Origin of the sequence: Methylophaga thalassica, from assembly GCF_030159795.1 — a bacterium.
GTDB classification, from domain to species: domain Bacteria; phylum Pseudomonadota; class Gammaproteobacteria; order Nitrosococcales; family Methylophagaceae; genus Methylophaga; species Methylophaga thalassica.
The window spans coordinates 428914-450307 of sequence record NZ_BSND01000004.1; the positions used below are offsets into that span (position 1 = coordinate 428914).

A 21394-nucleotide genomic window follows, 5' to 3' on the forward strand; every position below is an offset into this window, starting at 1 on the left:
CTTACTTAAAGCGATATGAAACAGACAATGATGCATTAACACCATTTCCGGGCGAATGAATCGTATCAGTACCATCAGTGCCCCAGTCATACACATATTCATAATATTCATTGAATAAATTATTGACTCGGAAATTAATATCGCCCCAGCCCGCGTCATAGTTCAGGCTGGTATTAACGAGGTTGTATTTACCAAACTTTCCGCCTTCATTAGCTGTGTTCACATAACTACCACTTTGCGAATCCAGCGTGGTTTGCCACATCAGCTTTGGTGTGAGCTGGTAATTTACACCAACTGAAGCCGTATAATCTGGCACGCCAATTAACTGATTACCATCCGTTGCGCCAGGTGTTTGAATTTCTGATTCTATTTTTGAAACATTACCCCAAACCATTGTTTGTGTATTAGCCTGCCAGCTAAAGCTCAGATCCACGCCCTGACGCAGGGTTTTACCCACATTGCTAAATGAGCCATCAACTAGTTGTATATATTCATCGCTGGCTCGCTGCTCCCAATAAGAAAGACTCAACTCTAAAGTTGATAAAGCCGCCCATTTACTACCCAGTTCCCAGCCATCATTCATCGACACATCACGTGCTGAAGTGTCGCCAGCTGTGTAGGCATTTTTTCCAACTGGATGCTGGAAGCTTTGGCCATAGTTAAAAAACACGGTGACATCATCTGTCGGATAAATAAACACATTCAATTTAGGCTGAACAATGGTGCCAAAATCATAGATATTGCGTTCGTTTTTACTGATTGAGTTCAGATCCTTATCCCAGTACTCACCACGCAGTCGATCTGCACGCATGGCAGCATTCCACGATAGCCAGTCAAACGGAGAGTTTGAGATCTGTATATAACTACCGTAGCTGATAAACTCATAATGACGATCACGGTTCACTGCATTACGATCACGTTCACGCTGGAATCCGACAGTACCGAAGCGTTGCTCTAACACTTCTTGCTTTTGAACATCAGCTCCCCATTGAACTTTCCATTCTGGATTAATTTCCCAGCTCAGTGTAGAGATAAATCCATAATGATCTTCTTCATCATTTCTGTTCTGTAAAGCGGTATCTTGCTTAAATCTAACCCAACGCTCACGTTTATAATGATTGAAATACGATTTTAGTGACCAGTCGAGGCTGTCTGAGAAAGCGTGGTCAAAATGCAAACTAAATGAGTTGGTATGCTTTTCACCACCATCCTGAGCAGCATAATCAGCTGATCGTGTTGGGTGTTTTTTTGCCACGTCACGATCCAGAAAACCGGCTGCATCGGCATCTATACCTGAAAAACGTGCGATAAAACCGAGTGAGGTATCATCATTAAAATCATAGAACCAACGGCCTGAAGCACTGTATTTTTCAGTTTTCTCGTTATCTCGATAGCCGTCAGCGTCGCGGTAACCAAAGAAATAATTATGTCTTAAATTGCCAGTCTGCTCACCCGCATAGGCTTGTACTTGTTTTTCGTTATAGCTACCTGCAGTTAAAGTGACCTCTCGGCCAATATCACTACGTGTTTCGATATTGTAGTTGCCAGCAATATTAAATAATCCATATCGTGGATCACTATTTCCCTTATAAACATCAATATTACTGATATCAGCTGGAAATAATTGATTCATTTCACTGAAACCAGAGTGTGTGTTAGATGGAATCCCGTCTATCAGTGTTGCCGCATGAGGAGTCGTTCCCTCAGCAGAAAAACCTCTGATACCCATTTCAGAGTCAACAATGCCTTGGTTATAGCGAGCCAAATACACACCAGGTACCCGCGTAAATAACTCCATGACATTAGTCACTTGTTGTATCTGAATCTCTTCTTTGCTTATTTCATTCACAGAACCCGCCAGATTATCTTTCACATAATCAGGCGCATCACTTGTAACAACCATCGGAGCAATTTCGGCAGGTAAATCGCTATCAGCCATCAGAAGTACTGGGAATAAACTTGTCACAACCAGTGTTGAGGGAAGTGTTTTTTTCACTAAAATAATCCTTAAATTAAGCTGAGAATTGCTCAAAGTATTGTTCTGTTAGATCAGGTAACGTCAGATCATCATTTTTTATTAGCTGTTTTAATTTCCTCTGACTCATAATGCCGATCTGGTCTGCTAATTGATGAGCACATAGCAGGTCATGGGTGACAATCAAAACCGCAGTACCGCGTTGTTTGATGGTATTGACTACTTCGATAAATTCTTGAGTGGCAACAGGATCCAACCCGGATGTGGGTTCATCCATCAAAACCAATTTGGCATGTTTTAGCAGTGCAAAGGCAATCGCCACTTTTTGTCTCATGCCTTTAGAAAAACTACCGATTTTTCGCTCTAATTGTGCTTCTGTAATCCCTGTTCTAAGCAGCACATCCTTGATATCTGACTGAATAACTTTTACACCGGCAAGCTCAGCGAGATAGCTGATATTTTCTACGGCAGTAAAACTGGGATAGAGATGAACATTTTCGGGGATATACATCATCTGCTCACGGCACTCAGTCCGCTGATGATACATATCGATACCATCCAGAATAGCACGACCAGAATCTGGTTTAACAAATCCTAATAACATATTGAGTGTAGTTGTTTTTCCAGCACCATTAGCACCCAACAGACATAAAATCTCACCAGAATCTACTGTAAAATTTAACTCATTTACAGCATGGTTTTTCCCATAATATTTGTTCAAATTACTGACTTCTAACATGTAGTTTTGTGTCCATGACCTATTATTATTTGATAATCATTCTCAAGATGTTGATATATCATATCAAATTTAATTATAAATAAAACCCAGCGTTTCTGGGTTTTTATTGTTGCTGACAGTGCTCACATAGCCCATGTAATTCCAACTGGGGACTATTTAATTGAAAATGATTTTGTTGAATGCTTTTTTCTAATGCTTCAATAAGCTTAGTATCGACCCCAACTTCACTGACTGACTGGCAATTATCACAAATCAGAAACTGCGGTGTTTCGTGTTTATGTGTGCAAGTAATATGAGAGCAAGCAAGAAACTTATTGGTTGAGGCCAATTTATGGACCAGGCCCTGTTCAATAAGAAATTCGAGCATTCGATACACTGACATTGCTGGAATTTTTTCACCCAATTTTTGCTGATAGAGATCAGCGAGTTCATAGGCAGACTGAGGATGAGCATTTTCAAGAAGAAGCTCCAACACCACTTTACGTTTAGGTGTCAGTTTGCCTCCATGCTCAATACAACTTTTTTCAGCTTGATTTATTGCTTTCTCTTTATCCATAACATCACTTAAAGGTGTAGCGGTCATCAGGCGCGAACATTAACGATGACAGGTCAATCATAACGGAATTTTAACAGTTAACCATCCTATCAGGAATTAACTCCGAAACAGACTATAAATTATTCCTATGCGAAATCAATACCGAGAAACAAACGTCGGTTATCTGGACTGGCTAGTGGCGATCGATGAACTAAACCATCCACACTGGACTCAGTCCAGCCCTGCCCCTTCATCAATAAAACATCACCTGGCATAGCTTTTTGTATGGCATCCTCATGCCAATAAATGCCTGAGCTTTCATCAGGCTGACCATTCGCTCCTGCACCAAGCTTGTCTCTATTGACATTATCTTCCAGTAACCACTGTGTTGTATCACCTGTATAGGTTGTGACCAGGCGACATAATAATTTATCTACATGAAAGCGTGGGCACATTGTTTTATCTAATAACTCCAGTCTTAAGCCGACATGCGTTAAATCAAATAAATCTGCAAACACTTCCGCCAGAAACGTCATATCATTTTCCAGTGCAGTAAATGCCTGTTGTTTTAATGAGGCCCTCAACCATTCTTTCACTTCACTGGGTTTCAACACCGCCCTGAGCGCAAAACTTGAATGGGTATTCACTAAGCCAGCAATATCATCAAGCAATGCTGAACTTCTATTTCTGCGCCATAAAGCCAAGTTAATATTTTCACTATATATACTTGATAAATCATACACTTCAGATACATAGTTAATGTTACCTGGAAACTCAACCTCTTGCTTTTTTAATGCTGTCATTGCATTTGCCACGCAGGAAAGGGGTCAGGTAATGTCTGCCACATTGACTTACCCGCTAATAGTTCTTCATCCGTCAATAAGCAAGCATCTAATTGCTTTTTGACCTGAGTTTCATTGAGATTCTGTCCGATAAAAACCAACTCCTGACGCATATCACCAAAGGGTTCTTGCCAGTTCTCCATAATGACTTCAATTGATGCATCATCTTGTGGCCAGCGTTCAGTAGGGACAGCCTTCCAGAACATACCCGCGAAACCATGATGGGCAATACCACCGGCCTGATTCCATTGCCCGGCAAACTGCGGGCGACTGGCTAACCAGAAATATCCCTTAGACCGGATTAATTTTCCACACGGCCACTCCTGATGCAGAAACTCATAAAACTTCTGCGGATGAAAAGGCTTGCGTGCTGTATATGAAAAACTACTAATGCCATACTCTTGCGTTTCAGGAATATGCTCACCACGGGCCTCTTGTAACCAGCCTGGTGCTTGTGACGCTTTATCAAAATCAAACTTATGTGTGGCCAGAACTTTTTCCAGTGGTACCTGGCCATGTTTCAGGGGAATAATTTCGGCGAGCGTATTTAAGCTTCTGAGTATGGATGTCAGCTCATTCAACTCTGCGGTGCTACATAAGTCAGTTTTGCTGATTAGAATCACGTCGCAGAATTCGACTTGTTCTATTAACAGATCCGCCACACTACGCATATCGTCTTCACCGAGATGTTCGCCAGTATCTTGTAATAACTGCGCTTCACGGAAATCTTTTAAAAAGTTGACGGCATCGACCACCGTTACCATCGTATCTAAACGGGCAATCGTCGATAAACTTTCCCCTTCTTCATCAGCAAAAGTAAACGTCTCGGCGACGGGTAAGGGTTCGGATATACCGGTTGATTCAATCACCAGATAATCAAACCGACCTTCATCTGCCAAACGTTTGACTTCAATCAGCAAATCCTCACGTAAAGTGCAGCAAATACAACCATTGCTCATTTCAACCAGCTTTTCTTCTGCCCGATTAAAATCCACTTCGTTATTTAATTGCTGAGCATCAATATTAATTTCACTCATATCATTCACAATAACCGCGACTTTCCTACCCTCACGATTATTCAGGATATGGTTGAGTACGGTGGTTTTGCCTGCGCCAAGAAAACCTGACAAAACAGTCACTGGCAGGCGCTTATCGTTTGTCTTCATAACGTCGTTCTCTTTTTTCATTTATATTCTTGATATCGGTACTGTATTCTGCCGTTGGCCTAATCAATAGCCGTGCTAAGCCAATCGGTTCCCCACTTTCTATGCAATAGCCGTAATCTCCTTGGCGTATCCGCTGCCTGGCTTTGTCAATTTTAGGAATCAGCTGACGCTTACGATCGGCCAGTCTTAATGCAAGCTGAGCCTCTTCTTCCAGAGTCGCTCGATCCGATACATCACTGACTCTTTCATAGTTAATGTCCACCTTTGATGCTTCAATTTCATCCAGTGTCTCTTGCCTCAACTCAAGCAACCTGGCATCAAAAAAAGCTAACTGCTCAGCATTCATATAGTCAGCTTGGTCCATAGCCAACAAGGCTTTTTCATCCATTACTTGGCTCCATCACTAAGGATTTTTTAGTGACTAACTTACGATTCCAGAAATGCCCACTCATAATCGCAAGCGCCGATGGAATCGTAATCCAGAACTCATAATGCTCGGGCAGAAAAAAGGTCGACACCATGGCACTGATTCCCAGAACCACTAGAATCATGGGGACATGATTACCATGCCTAATATAGGCAAAAGGTAAGCTCAACAGAGCAAATAATATAACCGGTACTAACATCACCTGATGTATCCAGGGTGAGTCCAGCCAGGCACTGACAGCACCTAATGCCGCTAACCCCATCAACATCGATGTAATAACACAATGCACTAAGCACAAGCCTGAACAAGCAATTGCAATATTGTCTTTCATAAGCACCTCTTAATTTATGATATATCGTATCATATTGTTAAAAAATAGCAGATGCAAGAAAATTCATGGTTCAAACTAAAAATGGAATTAGACGTTTAGAAAAAACATCACTGAACTAATAGCGTATTGCCAAGACAAAGTAGACTTTTTTCTGACCAGCAACCTCAATGACTACCTCATCATCTATCGTCTTACCCAGTAACTTTCGCGCTAATGGCGAATCAATACTGATATAGCCTTTTGAGGCATCAATCTCATCCGGGCCGACAATGCGATATTCCTTTTCATCACCCTCTTCTGTCTCAACAGTGACCCAGGCAGCGAAAAAAATATGATCTTTATTATCGGGCGCCTGATCCACCACTTTCAAATCAGGTAATCTTTTTTGCAAATAACGAATTCGACGGTCGATCTCACGTAATTCTTTTTTACGGTAAATATATTCAGCATTCTCAGAACGGTCTCCCTCAGCTGCCGCCGCTGAAAGCGCTTTCACCACATCACGGCGTCGTGCCCAACGCGCAGTGAGTTCTTGGTTCAGCTCTGCGTAGCCTTCGGCAGTAATATACGGTGAAGATGCCATTGTTTACATTCCAAATGAAAAAGGCTGGATCATATCAATATTCAATAAATACGTGAGCTTTGATGCTCAGACATTCACCTTATAATTGAGATCTCTGGCTTCATCTCCTGTCATACCTCGAAATCCCCACTGATAAGGTGCCTGTTCGTGAATAGTGATCTCAATATCACTGGGAGAGATAAAAAGCTGTGTTTCAATTTCTTGGAATAAAGTCTTAATCAATTGTTTTTGTGTATCAACTTGTCGCCCTGACATCATATGAATTTCTATCACCGTATAAGCGTCTGTTCGTCCGCCGGGATAATAGAAATCATCTTTATCCATCGGAATAAAGCGATGAGCCCGTTTATCTTCAGGTAATCCCAACACAGTCTGCATACATCGATGAATAACATCTGATAACTGCGCTTTAATTGGATTAAGCCTCTCTTTAATACCGTAAATAATAATCATTGAATAAAACCTCAATAAGCCTCTATGTTTATCTTATTTATATTCAACAACCCTGCTAATTGTTGCTGATTAATAAGCCTTTCTGAAGGTATTATAACCAACGTCTTTTGTGTAATTTAAGCGGATTTGCTATGTACTTGAGCCACTAAGCTAGCATCTATCCAGCCAAGGTTCATGCATCACTAAAAAGTCATTTGCAATAAATCGTATATGCTATATTTTCAACAGATGTAGTGTCGTCAAGCAGACGACCATATCGTGTGTTTGAGACCACTTCTGCAAAGCGTTCTTCCTTACTTACTACTATTCTGTTTTATGGATATAACTGATGACTGACATCCTGCTTCTGACCTTTGTATTTCTGGCTGCAGGTGTATTAGTTGTCCCTATTGCATCTCATTTTTCACTAGGGTCGGTCCTTGGCTATCTGATTGCTGGTATCCTCATCAGCCCGCTGTTAACACTATTCAATGTCAATGTCTCAGCCATACAGCATATCGCTGAATTTGGTGTGGTGATGATGCTCTTTCTGATTGGCTTGGAATTAGAGCCGAGAAAACTCTGGTCCATGCGTGCTCGTTTACTTGGTTTGGGTGGCGGCCAGATTTTATTAACCACCGGCGCGGTCACAGCGATTGGCATCATGCTGGATCAACCCTGGTCAGTCTCGTTCACTATCGGTCTTATCTTTTCCTTATCTTCCACAGCCATTGTTTTACAAACACTGACGGAAAGAGGACTATTAAAATCAGATGGTGGCCAGGCTTCCTTAGCCGTTCTTTTCTGGTCTGATTTAGAACCTGACTGACTAATGATTCAATCTTGTCACTGGCATCATGGGCTTTTGAGGCAAGATTTCTGACTTCATCGGCAACAACAGCAAAACCTCGACCGGCATCACCGGCCCTGGCGGCCTCGATCGCAGCATTTAACGCGAGTAAGTTAGTTTGCTCTGAGATTTCTTGAATGGTGGCAACCAATACATTGATATCGTTAGCTGTTTTATCTAGCACCCCAACAACTGTAATACTCTCATTTGCATGAGCATTAATGGTTTCAGCTCGTTGATTTAATTTCTCAACGGCTTGTGTGGTCTGAGCAAAAATCTCTTTTAACTGATCCAGCGTTTCTCTCTCTTCCCTAAGACTTGTTGCACTCTGTAATAATCCATCACGGACAGTTTGAAGCATCTTGCCGCCTTCTAACTGAACACCTATCAGTCCTTCACCCTGACTGAGCTGTCTTTTTAAACTCGCTATTTCACTCTCTTTTTGAGCTAGCTGGGATATCAGCTCATTTTGTTGCGTTTGATGTTGTTTTTCTCTCTCTTTCAGTTCTCGCTCTAATGCTGCTATTTGTTGTTTTAGTTTTTTTGAAAACACAGTTAATTCATCCTTAAAGGTTCACTAAGTAACGCTCACAAAACACTGCTAAGTTTTATGAGTTATAACCACAGACAGTTCGGGGAGTAAACGGGCAAAAAAATAAACGGGGCTCGACTCATGCGCTCATCTTCAACCAAACTGAAAAGTTAGGTGACTAAGATTGGCTCATCAATCAGTTTATCAATATTGAAATAAAGACAATCGGGGCTATTGTCTCGTGTATAGATACCATCCAGTACTTTTGCTATCTGACTTAACTGAGCCAGGGCGCCCGCATTACTAGCCTGAAACTCACTCGCGTCATAGCTAATCACATCGTTTATTTCGTCTATCAACAATGCAAATCTGGGCGTTTTTCCATCTTCAGTCACGAATAACAAGACTTGTCTCATAGCAGCTTGTAAATGCTCAACAGCACGAGCAAATAATGTACTCATGCGCTGGATGGTGGCACCACGTTCGCGGCGCAATAATTCCATTGCATCCTGACTGTTGCCACTATTGCTCAGTGTAAGCAAACGTTCTGCCATTTCATAGAGTGTCTGCTGAGTCACATCAAACAAAGACAATAACTCCATCAAAGTGTCATCTCTGGTTTGAAACTGTTTTCGCCATTGACTAAATTGGCTTTTTTTCAAGTCTGTAGAGTATGTGAATTCACTGCTATTTTTGACGGCCATTTCCAGCGCATTGACCCACTCATTGAGCTCCTGCTCATGCAGCTTCAATTCGGCGATGATTTTGGCCTTACTATCGATACCAGAGTTAACACCCACCCGGTGGGCAAAATCCAATACCGGCACCACAATACCCTGATATTTAATCACCCCTTTCAGACCACGTTCTTCCACCGGGACCTTTTGAACGGAGTCGACATCCTGCCCCAGCATCAGCACATAATCGACATTGAGACCAAACATCATGTCTTCGATAAAGAAGGTGAAAACCTGAGTCTTCTCTGATGCCTTACCGGCATTAGCCGCCTGAGCAGAATGCAGTGTCATATGCTGTCTCCATCCAAAAACTAGTATGCTTATATGAAGCTATATCGGCTGCTGAATCGAAGACTAAAACAAATTTTAGTCTTATCAGTGCAGGTCAGCTCTTAAACGGGTTTCATCTATCTGTGCCCCAAGTCGCCCACACACAAATCGTAAATCCAGTTCGGCGTTTTCCAGACAACTGGTCGCTCCTGGTGAAGGAGTCATATTAAAGACGATACCTGTACCCGGGTTGATTTTCGCTTCGCCCAGCATCAATTGAGATGATTTTTTATCAATTAACTGAGGACGAACACCGCCAAAACCTTTGGCAAAGGTGACATCTTTTAATTGCAGAGAAGGTACGATTTTTCGTGCATCTTTCATAAACAACCAGCGGCGTAGCAGTGGTACTTCAAACAGGAAGTTTTTCAGAATGTAGTTACGAATGTCTTTGACCTTAAACAAATCCCAGAAGACTTTCATCACTCGTGAATCCAGCTTTAATACACGTAAGAACTCAAAAAAGGTTTTGCTGTTGTAGCGTTCCAGCATGGGTAATAACAACGCAGTGGGTCCAAAGCGAGTCTTACCCTCAATCAACACATCTGGATCCCCATGCACTGCGGCAAAAGGCAATTTGTCGTTTTGTACAGTGTAAACCTTGCCATTGAGTAAGGGCGGAGTGAAATAGAAACTACCGGCAACGGGTAAACAGGAGAATTCAAGACCATATCCCATTTGCTGGGCTAATAGCAGGCTGTGTCCACCAGCAGAAACGACGACTGTTTTGGCTTTGATAACCGCGTTCTGGGTAACAATTGAAAACACACCATCTTTTTCAATGATGTCTTCAACGTGACTGTTCAGAAATAGCTTGAGATCTTTATCTGTTCGCTTTTGTGCCTGTTCGACAAAGCTTTCAGCCAAACGCTGGTAATCCACTGCTGAATATTCATCTAACACAGCCAATGCCACACAAGGTTCTTCACGCATCTTGCCATCGACCATCACCACATTGGGTTCGATCTCAGCGATTTGCTCTTTTTCCAGCAGCTGCATTGAAGTGAAGACGGTGCGGAAACGTTCGAAACGCTCACGTAACATGGCACACTCTTTTTCACCCACGCCCAATACCATTTTGGGGTATTTAAAAATGATTTCATCACGTTCTGCCAGCTCATCAGCATAGTTGACAATCATCTGGGCCGCGGCTTTGACCTTTGCGGCTTTCTCAAGGGTGTAATTCGTTTCAATATCACCGCAGTGAAGCGTCTGACTATTATTTCTGCCGTTAGAGTTCACTTTGGCAACATGGTCGTATTTTTCAACCAGAGCGATATGTTGTATATCGGTGTATTCAGTGAGCAAATACATCAGTGCTGTACCGCATACGCCACCACCGATAATGGCTACATCATGGACTTGTTCTGTCATTTTTTATCCCAGCAAAAACTGCCGGCGATTTTAACAGAATCAGCGTTTCACCGCAGTCAAAAAATAGCGATGAAACGCGGCGATGAAACCTACTGACTAATCCTCATCTTTTTTCTTATTCATTTGCGAAAAAGACGGTATCGAAGACAATATTGACTGCAATCGATCCTGCTGTTGAGTATCAACATCTTCGTCGTCCTCGCCTTCTTCATTATCAGAAGCATTTTCAAGATCTTTGATTTCTTTAAACATCTGATCCAAGTCATCATCAGAAGGCAATGGTTCTTCAGTCAGATCCTGCCACATATCCGATACAGCAGATTTCGGATCAACCAGATTCACAGGTTCACCGATATCAAGTTCATCCTCACTGAAATACTGCTCTACATCGGAAGTCGCTTGCTCTGCCGCATCAACAAGGGGTGAATCTGCTTGCTCATCTGATGCTGGATACATGGCCGAAATTCGCGTTGAATTATCGTCAAGCTGACGTTCATCAATGATGTTAACGTCATAGTTCAAATCGTTCTCAGTCACAGAACTTGATGTTGTTTGCTCTATCTCTGGCTCGATATCAGTGAGTTCATCCTCAACAGTTTGTGCAACCTCATCCAGATCAAACTCTTCCTCAACAACAGACTCAGACAAGTCGGCATTATCAGATAAAGATAAATTTGGCTCAGAATCATCTTGTGAATCCTCGCTGACAGGCAGGGAGTCAGCATCATCTATTGAATCAGTCTCTTCAATGTCTACTGTCTCAGTCTCAGGCGTCTGTTCATAAGCCGGTTCTGAACTCGCCATATCAACTGTGCTTTCTGGTTCAGGTTTTACCTCTGTTTGTTGGCTACGTGCTTTCGCCTCTGCACGAAGTTGTGCCGTTCTGGCGCGTACTTTTTCACGCAGCTCATCGAGCTCTGAACGCATTTCTGCAATTTCTTCAGACGGTACTGAACTCTCTTCATCACTTGAAAGGCTTTCTTCAGCCACTTCAGGCTCAGCATCAACTTCTTCAGTTTCGTCGTCAGCCGTCATCAGTAAGCGTAAACGTTCTGCTTCTGTCTGGAATGCTGGCTCTGGCTCTGGCTCTGGCTCTGGCTCTGGCTCTGGCTCTGGCTCTGGCTCTGGCTCTGGCTCTGGCTCTGGCTCTGGCTCTGGCTCTGGCTCTGGCTCTGGCTCTGGCTCTGGCTCTGGCTCTGGCTCTGGCTCTGGCTCTGCAATAGCATCTTCTGTTGAATCTGTTTGTCCAGCAAAATCTTCATCAATGACGTCATTTTCAGGCGATGTCATCACATCGTCGTCAGATACAGATAACGCCGTATCTTCGGTAACTTGACTCGACTCCACCAAATCACTTGCTTCTGGCAAAGCGGTTTTCACATTGAAAGTATCGGTTTTTAAGAAGTCTTTTAGGCTTCTGGATTCTTTACTCGGAATATCCGCCGACGCTGACATTGATTCATCAGCTGGTATAGATAAATCATCAACCTGATCACCTTCATCTGTTGTATCAAGCTCACTGACTTCTTCAACCTCTGCGTCAGTGATGTCATCAATTGGTTCGGCAACATGATTTTCATCAGCAGTTATATCGTCGTCTGATGAAAGCGTAGAGCTCTCTAATGGCTCATCATCAATAATATTAAACGGCTCATCCGGAGATGCCTCAGATTCTTCAGGCAAGCTTGTGTCTACCTCTGATTCAAGCTGCTGTTCTGATGATATATCTTCAGGTTGAACGCTTTCCGTATCAACCTCATCTGTATCTAACGATAAATTGGCAGAATGCTCGGGCTCAGTGGACTCTGATTCATCTTCAGTCAGGGCAGAAATTGCCTCATCAGCCTCAGCCAAATGTTCTTCTAACGCTGATTCAGTCAAAGGCTCATCGTTGTCATCGGCTGATGCCACTTGTTCGATAACATCATCTGTGAGCGGTTCAACATCTTCAATACTGAGATCATGAGCAGGTGATATATCATCATCACCCTCTTCAGCTGCCAGCTCTAACTCATCAGCTATTATGTTATCAGCGGGCGTTTCATCTTCTGGAGAATCCACCGCTGCTTGTTCAGGTTCTAGCTCCAGACTTTCTTCAAGTTCTACCTGCTCAGTTATCGCCAGCGTCTCATCAATGTCTGACTCTTCTTGAGTATCATCAGTCGCTTTCTCAGCTACCTCAACGAAATTCTCACTAGCGACGGCGTCCTCATCATGGACATCTTCGACAGGAACAGGTGCTTGTGTATCTGTTTCATTTTCATTGGTAACCAGTTCATCAATTGCTGGTATATCGTCGTTTTCTATAGGCTCAATAGTAAGCTGGTCTTCAGCAATCTCATGTTCTTGCTCAATATCTGAACCCAGCTCTTCTGTTTCAGGCTCTGAGAGTTCAGATACTTCTGGCTCATTATCTTCAGCAAGTTCTGGGGTTTCAGCTTCTGCTTCAGATTGAGGTTCATCTATTACTGGTAGGTCATCACTCTCAACCGGCTCAACATTCAATTCGTTTTCAGTCAGCTCGTTCTCAAGCTCTGAATTCAGTTCTTCTGTTGATGTGGATTCTTCAGCAATGCTTCCAGCTTCTGCTTCAGGCTCTGATAAATCTGATACTTCTGTTTCATTGTCTTCACTGAATTCTGGCAACTCGACTTCAGATACAGGTTCATCGATTGTAGGTATATGGTCTCTATCTATAGACTCAACATTAAGCTGCTCTTCAGTAAACGTTGGCTCAGTATCTGAAATCAGTTCTTCTGTTGAAGTGAGTTCTTCAGCAATCTTGTCAACTTCTGTTTCGGGCTCTGGTAAATCAGATACTTCTGGTTCATTATCTTCAGCGAGCGCTGTGGTTTCAGCTTCAGCTTCAAATTGAGGTTCATCAATTGCTGATAGGTCATCACTCTCAACCGGCTCAACACTCAACTCGTTTTCAGTGAGATCGCTCTCAAGCTCTGAATTCAGTTCTTCTGTTGATGTGGATTCTTCAGCAACATTGTCAACTTCTGTTTCGGTCTCTGTTAAGTCAGATACTTCTGGTTCATTATGTTCAGCGAGCTCTGGGGTTTCAGCTTCTGCTTCAAGTTGAGGTTCATCAATTGCTGGAGCTTCATCATTATCTATGGGCTCAAGACTCAGCTCGTCTTCAGAAAGCTCTGGCTCAGAATTCTGTTCTTCTGTTGTGATGGGTTCTTCAGCAATATTGTCAACTTCTGTATCAGTTGAAGCCTCCGATGATTCTGGCTCTACATCAGGCAAATTACTTTCACCAGTGCCTTTGGACTCATCAGGCGTAAAAGCTGCAGGCTCACTACCATCTTCGTCGATTTCACTACTGATATCATCGACTGATTCAGTCGGTATGACTGCTTCGTTTTCAACGTCAAGAGCTTGAGTCACATCAACTGGTTGCTGCTCATCTTGAGCCTCACTGCTGTCAATTTCATCAGTTATGGTTTCATCTAGTGTCAGCTCAGACTCATTATCATCAAGCGATTGTTCTAATGCAGGACTGTTTTCTTCAGATTGAATTTGCTGCTCACCGGAATCTAGCTGTTCATCTGTAGGATCAGCCTGCTCAATATCAGCCAAAAACTCATCGACTGATAAGTCATCAATAGTTGCCTGCTCTGGCTCTGGCTCTGGCTCTGGCTCTGGCTCTGGCTCTGGCTCTGGCTCTGGCTCTGGCTCTGGCTCTGGCTCTGGCTCTGGCTCTGGCTCTGGCTCTGGCTTAGTATCTTGTTGTGCTAATAAGGCATCAATATCTTCGTTATCGATTTCAGTATCTGAATCTGTCTCAACTGATGTTTGCTGCTTCTCTTCGTTGTCTTGCAGTGACGACAAAATATCATCCACAGCCCCCGGAATTTCAATCTCATCTGTGACTTCGGTAAAGCGTTGAAGCTCTTCATCGGTGAGCTCTTCCTGTTGGACTGAATCAGCTTCATCAGCAATACCATTGATTTCAACGACATCAACTGGCTCGTTGCGAATCTCTGTCTCTCTAGTCTCGTTTGTATTGTCTGGGTCAGAAACACTTGCGTTTTCATCTTCCAGTGAAAAATCGTCCCCGTCTAATAACGCATCCAGTTCTTCATTAGATAAGATGGGCTCTTCTTCTGGAGATGAGTCATTGTTAGCAGGTATTTCAGCATCAGGGGTGTCAGTATCAGCTGCGTCTTCAGGCTCGGTTGGCTCACTGACATCTGTCTCAGGTGAGAGTGATGGAACCTCGGCCTTATCATCGAATACCTGATTTATCTCATCGCCATCACCAAAGGTTTGCTCTTCCTGAGGTTCAGGTACCTCGTCAATTTCTGCTGGCGTTTCCTCTTCGGTCACACTCTCATCAATCTCAACATCCTCTTTCTCAGTTGGAAGCACAGCTGCCGCAGCCATTGAAGCCCCTGTCAGTTGTTGATACTGACTCAGTAAACGTTCCATCGTTTGTGCCGCGTGATCAATCTGTTGCTGTAAATCATCTGCGGTTGGTGCCGTTTCTTCAGATTGTTGAGACTTAGCGTGTGAACCAACTGGCTCGATGTTCAATGCCGCATCAACGGCTTGCTCAACCAGGCCAGGAATAGCTAAAAACGCTTTATCATCCTGTTCTATATAGGTTTTGATAAGACTTTTTTGTATGCGACGTTCACGCTCAAGAAAGTCATTTACTTCCGCTTTGAGCGCTTCATCACTCAAGGCGTATTTTTCATGTAAAACCTGACTGAGGTTTTGCTCTCTCGATATCTGGTCCCGCTTAATTTTTTTTACAGCGTTGGTGCCGGCATTATGAACTTTCCGCCTTTTTTTCCGATTACTTATTAATAAAATGCCAGCAATAACAGCAAAAATCAGAGCCAGTTCATACGCCAGAAACTCGAGCATTGGATCGGTTAGATTTATCAAAGCATATCTCCCACCGCTGCGGTTGCTGCATTCTGTCTTCGCCACCAAATAACGCCAGCTATCAGTAGAGCTAAGATAATGGCATTACCTATCAGAAGTTTTGTGTTATCAGATATTGAGATACCTGATTCTTCATTATCCTCACTTAGCATCAAGTCATCATCCAAGGGCATAATATCGACGTCAGCTGCATCTTCACCTGTAATCGGTTCCAGAATGGGAGCAAGTTCTTCATCAAATAATTCAGCAGCTGGTTCAAGCGCTAATTCATCTTTCAACGTGATAGGCTCAGCCTGTAAAAAAACCGGACGTCCTTCAGGCGTTTCACCGCGTAACTGAAGCGATAATTCGTAATCGGCATCTTTCGTGAGTTCAGTTAATGTCAGCTGCCAATTGTTCGTATCCGTTTTCTGCATCTCGTATGGCCACTCGCTACCATTTTCTTCTCTTAATAATGCTTTTATCGACAAAGAATCTTGTTTTATTAGGGTAGGTTCGACCTGAACCTGTATACGATGACTTCGACTATCACCAGGTAGACGTTCCGAATCAACATAGTAAGGCGCTGCTATCACATTGATACTTTGGCGTCTCTGACGTTCAAACGTCGCACTTTTCAAGGTGACAATCACATCCTGACGTCCAGCGGTGAACTCTTCACCCAATTTGGCATTAAACTGACTTTTTTGTGGGTCCAATGTCATCGACAACTGCTTTTCTTCCAGCTCAGAATTTTGTTTGAGTGAGCCGTCAACCAACTCAAGAAAATCGTTTCGTGTAATGGGTTTTCCGTGATCAGTTAATGTCGCGTGAAAATCGAACTTTTCCCCTTTCAGCACATTATTAGGTAAATCACTGGTTTCCAGTTTCATATCCGTGACAACCATTACCCTGTTATCCGGATCAAGCTGAGCATCAATTCGCCACTCGCCCGTCGCCGGGTTTTCAATGGTAATCAGATCAAAACTATCTTCATGTAACCAACGCAATTTATCTGATTGGTCCAACTCGGTGAGGGTTCTACCGTCAGGTGCTTTAAGTTGTGTTTCTGCTGAGCCTGCTTTTCGAAAAGCCAGCACTGTCATTTCATTGACACTGCTATCGATTTTGAACTGATTATCAGCGAGAGGGACAGTGTCTGGCTGGGTGGCTTTCTCAAACATATGTAAGAAAATACGTTGCAAATCATCAGCCGTATTGGCTTGTTGATACCAGCCATCCGTTTCCATTGAGATAGCTTTCAGCAGTTCATGATCGGCATTATCTGACAGGGCAATGGTGTGAACGGCGAGATTCGCCGCTTTTAGTCTAGGCACAATCGCATTGAGGATGCGCTGGCGAGAGGCTTCGCTGGCTTTTTGTCCTGGTTGCAAATCAACAAAACCATCAGACAATAAAATCAAGCTTTGACGTTGTTTAGGATCGTTTTTTATGCCTGTTTTTGTGGCTTTTTCTAAGGCTAGCTCGATATTAGTATAGAGACCAAGGGAGTGAATTTTTGAGGATTTTTCAATCGCTTTTTGTCGCCAGTCATCATCAACTTTTTGCCATGGCACCAGCATATTGACCATCTTAGCAAAGGTCCATACCCCTGAATTTGCGTCATCTGGCATGAGCCCCACTAACATTCTCAGCGCAGGTGCTCGCAGGTTTTTGGGATCATTCTTTTTCATGCTGCCCGAGACATCTATCACAACACGAACATCACTACTGGGTGTTTCAGCCGCTTGTGCAAGCTTTGTTGGTATAGTCACCAACAAAGCTAATGGCAATGCGATCTTTAAGAAATCTAACATAGCAATCTACCTTGTTCATTATGCTGTCAGCTCCTGTCTTTACGCTTTTTAAAGACATTTTTTTGACAGCCACTCCAATCTAGGCAGGGCTATGCAGGTTTTGTGCCGTTATTTAATAGCAGCAAAGCCGCGGGCTAAATCCGCTTTAATATCATCCACACTTTCAAGGCCGATAGAGAGTCGTAACATTCCATCAGTGATGCCAGCTGCAGCGCGTGCTTCTTCAGTGAGACGTCCATGTGTTGTTGTTGCAGGATGCGTGATGGTCGTTTTGCTATCACCTAAGTTCGCGGTGATAGACAGCCACTCCAAAGCGTTAATGAGAGACCATGCATCCTTCTTACCGCCTTTGATTTCAAAAGCAATAATGCCACCAAATGCTGACTGCTGTTTCTTAGCTAATTCGTGCTGTGGATGCGATGGTAAGCCTGAGTAAAACACATGGCTTACTAAAGGTTGCGACTCTAGCCAGCTTGCTACCTCAAGTGCTGACGCAGAATGGGCTTTCATTCTGAGATCCAGGGTTTCCAGACCTTTGAGGAAGGTCCAGGCATTGAATGGACTCATCGTCGGTCCTGCTGTACGCAAGAAACCATATACGTCTTCACCAACACGTTTAGCATCGCCAACCACCGCACCACCAATACAACGGCCCTGGCCATCGATGTATTTTGTAGCTGAATGCACAACGATATCAGCGCCAAACTCCAACGGTCTTTGTAATGCCGGCGTACAGAAACAGTTATCGACAACCAATAAACAATCATTGGCCTTGGCAAGCTCAGAAAGCGCTTCCAAATCTGCAATTTCATTCATTGGATTAGAAGGCGTTTCTAAAAACAGCATTTTTGTTTCTGGCGTAATAGCGGCTTTCCAGTCATCTAAATCAATCAGCTTCACATAGCTGGTGCTGACACCAAACTTGGATAAATATTTATCAAACAACACACGTGTAGTGCCGAAAATACTCATCGACGAAACGATATGATCACCGGCTGATAATAAGGCCATCATTGTCGATAAAATCGCCGACATGCCAGATGAAGTAGCAACACAGGACTCACCACCTTCCAAAGCAGCTAAACGCTGTTCAAATGTGCGAACGGTGGGATTAGTAAAACGAGAATAGATATTACCCGGCTCATCACCACCAAATCGTGCTGCAGCTTGCTCTGCACTTTCGAAGACAAAGCTGGACGTTGGGAATATAGGTTCAGACTGTTCAGATTCGGCTGTTCTTTTGTGACCAACTCGAACGGCTTTGGTGGCAAAGCCTTTATTGTCATATTTATCTGTCATGGGAGTTCAACATAAAAAAGATGTGACAATTCTATATTTTTAGCAGGCTACTGACCAGATGAATCCTGAGTTTCAGTCAAAAAAATACCCGAAACTTGTTCGGGTATTTTTATTCAAACTATTATCAATTATGGTTGATAACTGACCGAGAGCATCACGGTACGCCCAAGGCTGTAATAGTCTTCGACTGTTTGATAGTCCTTGTTTAACATATTTTGGCCCGTTAACCTGACCGTCCAGTCTGGATCCACTTGGTAGGCAACACGCAAATCTAACAGTCCGTAACCACCAAGACGTTCATCATTATCAGCATCATCATAGCTGTGCCCTCTTAACTTCCAGCTTGCACCAGTAGACCAATCGCCCCAACTACGATCCAAATGAATATTGGCTAAACGTTTTGCTCTTCTGGGTAATACATTCCCTGTTTTATCATCTTCAGGTTGTAAAAACGATGCATCAGCCGACACTTGCCAATCTGCAAGGCTCGTTGTGACTTCAAACTCAACACCTTTGATCTTAGCCACATCGACATTAGAAGGTGATGTATCCCAAACGATCAGGTTTCTGATCTTATTTTTATAGGTATTGACTGCCCAGCGTCCCCAACTTGGCGTGCCTTGCACTCCTATACCGTATGAGGTCGATTTTTCAGGCTTCAGATCAGGATTACCTTCATAACCGAAACTATCCAATGGATAGTATAGATCGTTAAATGTCGGGGTTTTAAAGCCGGTTCCGGCATTGGCGGTCAACTTTAACTGCTCACTCAACTGGTAACCATAATCAGCTGTTCCTGTTGTTTCATGGCCGAATGATTCATTATCGTCATGACGAGCACTTAGTAGCCAACTGTTTTTATCAATCTCAGCTTCCCAGCTAGCAAAGACAGCTTTATTGTCACGAGAATCGGAGACATAAGTATCAGAACTATCAATCTTGTCATTCTCATACTCTAAACCAATATTGACTTGATGCTGAGCATTTAATCTAAGATGATTTATCCACCCGGCATAACGATGACGAGTATTGTAATTTGTGGTTATCTCATCATCGACATAATTTTGAGAACGATCACGCGACTCAGAAAGGTCAAAACTCATAGACCATGTATCGTTTACTGAGATATTGTTATTGAGTCCAAGAATTTGTTGAACAGTATCTGTGACGTAATTTTTATTTACACTAGATCCATCATAGTGATTACGTGCATTTGAACGAAGCAGATTAACATCCGTTGACCAGTTTTCTATCCATTGTTGATTGACTTTTAACGATACGCTTTGATTACGGTAACCGTCATGATCAGGGTTACGCTCTTCTCTAGCGTTAATACCATTGGTTGTATCGTAACTATAGCTAAGATTATATTTGGTCGTTTCGTTTCCACCACTTACGCCAGCTTGGCTTCTGAGAGTATTTTTTGTACCTGCAGAAACTGTAAAATTTGGCGTCGGTTTACCAAGTGAACCGCTTTTAGTGAAGATTTGGATTACACCACCTATGGCTTCAGAACCATAAAGCCCGGCTCGAGGCCCGCGGACAATTTCAATGCGTTCAATTTGACTGACAGGGAAATCTTGTAATGCTGAAGAACCAGATGTGGCTGAATACCATTTAACGCCATCAACTAAAACAAGCACGTGATCAGAATTTGTTCCACGGATTGAAACACCACTTGTCTTACCCAAACCACCATTCTGAGTCATATCAATACCAGGAAAACGTGACAGAAGTGTAGCCAGATCTTGAATCTGAAGTTTTTCAATATCAGCTTCTGTGATCACCGTAGTCGGCGCTAGAGCATTTTCCGTAGGCATGCGATTAGCGGTAACGGTGATAGAGTCAAGCTCATCACTAGCGATAACAGGTAAAGAAAGTAAAGAAGAAATCAGCGTAAAAGCTGAAAGACGCGTGCACGCACGCAAAGGCAACGCCTTTGAAAACAAGTTCATAATTGTCTCCTGAGGATACGCTCACCCGCGATCCAGGGTTAATAGGGTCACAACACATTGTGTTGTTACGAAACCTCAGGCCGGTCTCCGGACTTACGTTGTGGCTATCGCCTGACACATCGCCTTCCCACGACATTCGCAGTGGCTTAATGATGTGCTTTTCAACGTTTACCGTTGCGGGGGCAGTGTTGGATTTGTCACCAACTTCCCGTTTAACTCTGCATAAACAGAGCACCTGAAGAGCCGCGCATAGTAATGGCTGCGCATCCATCCGTCAAACTGACTATGTCAACTATAGCGACAATGACGCCTGATTCCTATACGGCAAATTGACAATATGTGGCATTAATCCTTATTCTATCGCGTGTTTTAGGTGTTGCTAACGCAAGTAAACGGGAAGTCGGTGCATCACTAGATAATGCCGACACTGCCCCCGCAACGGTAAGTGAGATGAGATAAACGTTATGCCACTGTACAGCGCTGTATGGGAAGGTGTTTATCAGGCAAAACTCACAAGTCCGGAGACCGGCCTGAAAATAAAACGTGCCAACTGGCAAATTCAAAACCTATTGTGTGCGGGTGGGCA

Annotated in this window: 16 protein-coding genes, 1 pseudogene and 2 riboswitches; of the genes and pseudogenes, 1 reads left to right on the forward strand and 16 read right to left on the reverse strand. The window is 43.2% G+C overall.

Translation table 11 applies throughout. The annotated features are described in order from the left end of the window. Position 1: 1 nt before the first annotated feature. The 9 genes from QQL60_RS06890 to QQL60_RS06930 form a co-directional block, all read right to left on the reverse strand. A complete protein-coding gene (locus QQL60_RS06890) occupies positions 2–1996 on the reverse strand; it encodes a TonB-dependent receptor (protein ID WP_284722858.1) in 1995 nt (664 codons plus the stop codon). Positions 1997–2012: 16 nt separating this feature from the next. Next, on the reverse strand, positions 2013–2714 hold the full coding sequence (locus QQL60_RS06895) for an ABC transporter ATP-binding protein (RefSeq protein WP_284722859.1): 702 nt from the start codon (positions 2712–2714) through the stop codon (positions 2013–2015). A 103-nt stretch (positions 2715–2817) separates the two neighbouring features. Next, positions 2818–3270 (reverse strand): Fur family transcriptional regulator, encoded by a 453-nt coding sequence (locus QQL60_RS06900; RefSeq protein ID WP_273180823.1) that lies wholly within the window; start codon positions 3268–3270, stop codon positions 2818–2820. Positions 3271–3395: 125 nt separating this feature from the next. Then, complete coding sequence (locus tag QQL60_RS06905; protein ID WP_284722860.1) at positions 3396–4052, reverse strand: DUF1826 domain-containing protein; 657 nt, start codon at positions 4050–4052, stop codon at positions 3396–3398. Continuing rightward, positions 4049–5257, reverse strand: a complete 1209-nt coding sequence (zigA, locus tag QQL60_RS06910) for a zinc metallochaperone GTPase ZigA (protein ID WP_273180828.1) — start codon at positions 5255–5257, stop codon at positions 4049–4051. Before zigA ends, QQL60_RS06905 begins: the two co-directional genes overlap by 4 nt. After that, positions 5241–5645 (reverse strand): TraR/DksA C4-type zinc finger protein, encoded by a 405-nt coding sequence (locus QQL60_RS06915; RefSeq protein ID WP_284722861.1) that lies wholly within the window; start codon positions 5643–5645, stop codon positions 5241–5243. The genes zigA and QQL60_RS06915 overlap by 17 nt, the downstream gene beginning before the upstream one ends. Then, positions 5638–6015, reverse strand: a complete 378-nt coding sequence (locus QQL60_RS06920) for a MerC domain-containing protein (RefSeq protein WP_284451614.1) — start codon at positions 6013–6015, stop codon at positions 5638–5640. Before QQL60_RS06920 ends, QQL60_RS06915 begins: the two co-directional genes overlap by 8 nt. Before the next feature lie 115 nt (positions 6016–6130). Continuing rightward, complete coding sequence (greB, locus tag QQL60_RS06925) at positions 6131–6598, reverse strand: transcription elongation factor GreB (RefSeq protein ID WP_273180832.1); 468 nt, start codon at positions 6596–6598, stop codon at positions 6131–6133. 66 nt (positions 6599–6664) lie between these two features. After that, entirely contained in the window at positions 6665–7051 is a 387-nt protein-coding gene (locus QQL60_RS06930) for a tautomerase family protein (protein WP_284722862.1), read from the reverse strand. Positions 7052–7379: 328 nt separating this feature from the next. Here QQL60_RS06930 and QQL60_RS06935 point away from each other — a divergent pair. Further along, positions 7380–7781 (forward strand): annotated as a pseudogene (locus tag QQL60_RS06935) (cation:proton antiporter domain-containing protein); the annotation flags it as partial. On the opposite strand, the gene QQL60_RS06940 reads toward QQL60_RS06935, so the two are convergent. From QQL60_RS06940 to QQL60_RS06970, 7 genes are all read right to left on the reverse strand, one after another. Beyond that, a complete protein-coding gene (locus tag QQL60_RS06940; RefSeq protein WP_417568554.1) occupies positions 7735–8241 on the reverse strand; it encodes a methyl-accepting chemotaxis protein in 507 nt (168 codons plus the stop codon). The pseudogene QQL60_RS06935 and the gene QQL60_RS06940 sit on opposite strands and share 47 nt — an antisense overlap. 341 nt (positions 8242–8582) lie before the next feature. Beyond that, positions 8583–9440: a chemotaxis protein CheW gene (locus QQL60_RS06945; protein ID WP_284722864.1), complete on the reverse strand. Its 858-nt coding sequence runs from the start codon at positions 9438–9440 to the stop codon at positions 8583–8585. Positions 9441–9524: 84 nt separating this feature from the next. Further along, entirely contained in the window at positions 9525–10853 is a 1329-nt protein-coding gene (locus tag QQL60_RS06950; RefSeq protein ID WP_284722865.1) for an FAD-dependent oxidoreductase, read from the reverse strand. Between the two features lie 96 nt (positions 10854–10949). Further along, the gene (locus tag QQL60_RS06955) at positions 10950–15758 is read right to left on the reverse strand and encodes a midas domain-containing protein (RefSeq protein WP_284722866.1); all 4809 of its coding nucleotides are present in this window, start codon (positions 15756–15758) and stop codon (positions 10950–10952) included. Further along, the gene (locus tag QQL60_RS06960; protein WP_007144756.1) at positions 15755–17554 is read right to left on the reverse strand and encodes a vWA domain-containing protein; all 1800 of its coding nucleotides are present in this window, start codon (positions 17552–17554) and stop codon (positions 15755–15757) included. The genes QQL60_RS06955 and QQL60_RS06960 overlap by 4 nt, the downstream gene beginning before the upstream one ends. A 108-nt stretch (positions 17555–17662) precedes the next feature. Beyond that, positions 17663–18853, reverse strand: a complete 1191-nt coding sequence (locus QQL60_RS06965) for an O-succinylhomoserine sulfhydrylase (RefSeq protein WP_007144755.1) — start codon at positions 18851–18853, stop codon at positions 17663–17665. Positions 18854–18981: 128 nt separating this feature from the next. Further along, complete coding sequence (locus QQL60_RS06970) at positions 18982–20808, reverse strand: TonB-dependent receptor domain-containing protein (protein ID WP_284722867.1); 1827 nt, start codon at positions 20806–20808, stop codon at positions 18982–18984. A gap of 61 nt (positions 20809–20869) precedes the next feature. Then, positions 20870–21062, reverse strand: a riboswitch (cobalamin riboswitch). A 100-nt stretch (positions 21063–21162) separates the two neighbouring features. After that, positions 21163–21356: riboswitch (cobalamin riboswitch) on the forward strand. Positions 21357–21394 lie beyond the last annotated feature (38 nt).